The sequence below is a fragment of the uncultured Thiodictyon sp. genome (assembly GCF_903946935.1).
Taxonomy (GTDB): domain Bacteria; phylum Pseudomonadota; class Gammaproteobacteria; order Chromatiales; family Chromatiaceae; genus Thiodictyon.
This window is the reverse complement of the sequence record NZ_CAJAXH010000183.1, coordinates 1-2623: the sequence shown is the minus strand read 5'-3', so window position 1 is coordinate 2623 and position 2623 is coordinate 1. Positions and strand designations below refer to the sequence as shown.

Here is a 2623-nt window from a genome sequence, read left to right as displayed (position 1 = left end):
GATGACGGGGGCGCTGTGGTATGCCGCGGCGGACCTGTTGGCGCGTCAGGAAGAGCGCCGGGTCATTCTGACCCTGACCGATGGCGGCCCAAATGACTGGGACAGCGCCAATGCGATGGTGATGCGTGCCGGCACCGCCGGTATCGAGATGATCGGCGTTGGGATTGCCACCAGCGTCGACCGGCTGTTTCCCGTCGCCGTGCAGATCGCCAGCGTCGCCGACCTCAAGGGCGAGCTGTTCCGTATTGCGGAGCGGCTGCTACTGAAGTAACCAACCCACGCCAGGTCCAGGCCGGCAGTCCACTGTGGACTGCCGGGTCTGGTCCGGGAGGCGTGCCTGCCCTGCGCTTTTGACCACTGAGAGCACAGCGCACGCAGGTCTTCTTCGGTTCTCCATGGTGAGACCGAGATCACCGCAAGCTGAGCGGACTACAAAAACAGCCGAAACGATGTTTGAACTACACCGGAACCTTCCCCAGCGGGGAGATATCCTCCCGCCACGGGGGAGATGTCTCTACCCAACCACAAATAGGCAGGAGACCCATAATGAACAATTTCCATCTGAGCGATCATGAGATACGTGAGCGCGGCGCCGATGAAGAGACCATCGCCACCGAAGCCATGGGATATAGCGATGCAGAACTTGCTGCCGCTATTGCAGCAATAAAAGTCCAATGCGAATTGAGTGATCAACTCCCATATGCAGAGGACCTTGACAATTACTACCCGGGGGAGATCTATGACCCTGACGTTCTCTATTCGATGTTGGATGTCTACGAACGTGAGAGGTTGCACCGCTTAGGAGCGAGCGCATGAAGATACCTGAAGAGATCGCCGGCCAGGTCGCCACGGCCGTGCGGACCATCGCCACGACGGCGAGCAGTCACCTCGGCACGGACTGCATCTGGCATGCCTTGGCCTGTCAGCACCTACTGGCCCGCGCGGGCATCAACGACGTGCGCCTGGTGGCCGGCTATGCCGCCTGGCGCGTGGACGGCCAAGACCCCGGTGCGGTGGTGTGTCACCACCGCGAAGGGTCCGCGGTGGCCGCCGGGACCGGCGGCTTTCTGTTCCACGCCTGGGTCTCCTGTGGCCGCCAGGTGTTCGATGCGACGACCTATCAGTTCCGCCAGAAGCTGGCCGCACTCGACGCGGCGGACGGTGGCCGGACCAGGGTGACCTGGTGCCCCGACTACCTCCTGGTGGACGGCAAGGAATGCAAGCCTTGGCGGACGGTGCGCGACGGCTTACGGGCCGGACTGTTCTGTTACGACGCCATTCCGGCGATCGTCGAACAGGTTACCAATAATCCCGATACCCAATTGGATGCGGAGGCGATCACCCTGTTGGAGTATGTGTATGAGCGCATCAAGGAGAATGGCACGCTCGTGGTGATGGGCCCGCGCGGTATCACCGCGACCGCGTAACGTAACCAGTTCGATCAACCCCAAGGGGAGGCCGCCTCCCTGATAGGGGAACGTGCGTCTCCCCATCAGCCAATGAGGTGAAACGTGAGTGATAACAACTGCCAGCACTGCCGGCGCCCGAAGGATGACCCGGACAATCCCTTTTGCTCGGCTGAATGCCAGGCGCTTGGCCATCTCGGCATCACCCGCGATCCCGAGATTCTGCTCGCAATCCGTCGGCTCGCGCAGTACGAGCGTACTGTCTTCGTGCAGTCAGAGCAAACTGGAGCAGAGTCGCCGTGGGTCGTACAACAGCGACTGATGTATCCGAACGGAAATGACAATACCCGCATGTGCGGTCACTGTGGCCACGCGGACAGGTGGTTTGAGCGTGGCGCCTGGGACTTAGACTGTGGGCTTCATGGAAAAGCCAATCGACACAGTGAGCTCGATGGGTTTGCGTGGCGTGATCGGTTCATCGATCACGCATTAAGCGACGACACGGACGCGCTCTACTGTGCCCACTTTGCGGCCGCCGGGGCGCAGCCATGATCGTCGCAGCGGACGAGGCAAAGGGCATCGGCTGTCCGCTACGCACGATCAGCCGTCGGATGACGATGGACGAGATTACCGCGGCTTATCAGCCCGGTCAGCTTAGCCTCGGCACCATTCCCACCGTATCGACCTTCGCGCCGTGCCGGCATGAGCAGTGCATGGCGTGGCGTTGGGAAGACCCGGGCATGGATTCACGCAAACTGCCCGACAGTTATCGTGCGGACGATCGACCCAGAGGCTATTGCGGCCTCGCTGGTACCCCAGTCGCTCTTCTCTGAAACCACGTCCAAGAAACCCCGCGGGAAGCCGGCCTACCCGCTGGACTTGCGCAGCAGGGATAACGCCGCCCACCAACACTAAGCCGATGGCTTGCACGCCCTAAAGCGGGTGCGCGGCCGATTCCGATCCCCACCGGGAGACGCGCTCTCCCCATGGGGACGGTGTGTCTCCCGGTCTCACCAACCCAGGAGACCACCATGGCCAAACAACTTTCCCTGTTCGCAGACGACATTGATGACGACGAGCGCCGCCCGGCCCTGTCGCGCACCGACCGCACGCTGGTGGCGAAAGCCATCCGGTGTCTGGAGGCGGTCTACCTGACCAAGGGGGACTGCCTCACCAGTCCGCAAGCGACCCGCGACTACTTGAAGCTGAGGCTCTAT

Annotated in this window: 4 protein-coding genes and 2 pseudogenes; all 6 read left to right on the top strand. The window is 61.9% G+C overall.

What is annotated here, in order from left to right; all coding sequences use genetic code 11:
• Positions 1-271: pseudogene (locus tag QZX93_RS15710) on the top strand (hypothetical protein); the annotation flags it as partial.
• Positions 272-546: 275 nt separating this feature from the next.
• Positions 547-816 (top strand): hypothetical protein, encoded by a 270-nt coding sequence (locus QZX93_RS15705; protein ID WP_295393495.1) that lies wholly within the window; start codon positions 547-549, stop codon positions 814-816.
• Positions 813-1427 carry a hypothetical protein gene (locus tag QZX93_RS15700; protein WP_295393493.1) on the top strand — a complete coding sequence of 205 codons (615 nt, stop codon included), beginning with the start codon at positions 813-815 and terminating at the stop codon, positions 1425-1427. Before QZX93_RS15705 ends, QZX93_RS15700 begins: the two co-directional genes overlap by 4 nt.
• Before the next feature lie 84 nt (positions 1428-1511).
• Positions 1512-1958, top strand: coding sequence for a hypothetical protein (locus tag QZX93_RS15695; protein ID WP_295393492.1), 447 nt, complete (start codon positions 1512-1514; stop codon positions 1956-1958).
• Complete coding sequence (locus tag QZX93_RS15690; RefSeq protein ID WP_295393490.1) at positions 1955-2239, top strand: hypothetical protein; 285 nt, start codon at positions 1955-1957, stop codon at positions 2237-2239. Before QZX93_RS15695 ends, QZX93_RS15690 begins: the two co-directional genes overlap by 4 nt.
• A 198-nt stretch (positions 2240-2437) precedes the next feature.
• Positions 2438-2623: pseudogene (locus QZX93_RS15685) on the top strand (DNA repair protein RadC); the annotation flags it as partial.

What these genes read in the sequence shown, in the direction of transcription:
- QZX93_RS15705 (WP_295393495.1), top strand. Translation starts at nt 547, where the DNA reads ATGAACAATTTCCATCTGAGCGATCATGAGATACGTGAGCGCGGCGCC.
- QZX93_RS15700 (WP_295393493.1), top strand. Translation starts at nt 813, where the DNA reads ATGAAGATACCTGAAGAGATCGCCGGCCAGGTCGCCACGGCCGTGCGG.
- QZX93_RS15690 (WP_295393490.1), top strand. Translation starts at nt 1,955, where the DNA reads ATGATCGTCGCAGCGGACGAGGCAAAGGGCATCGGCTGTCCGCTACGC.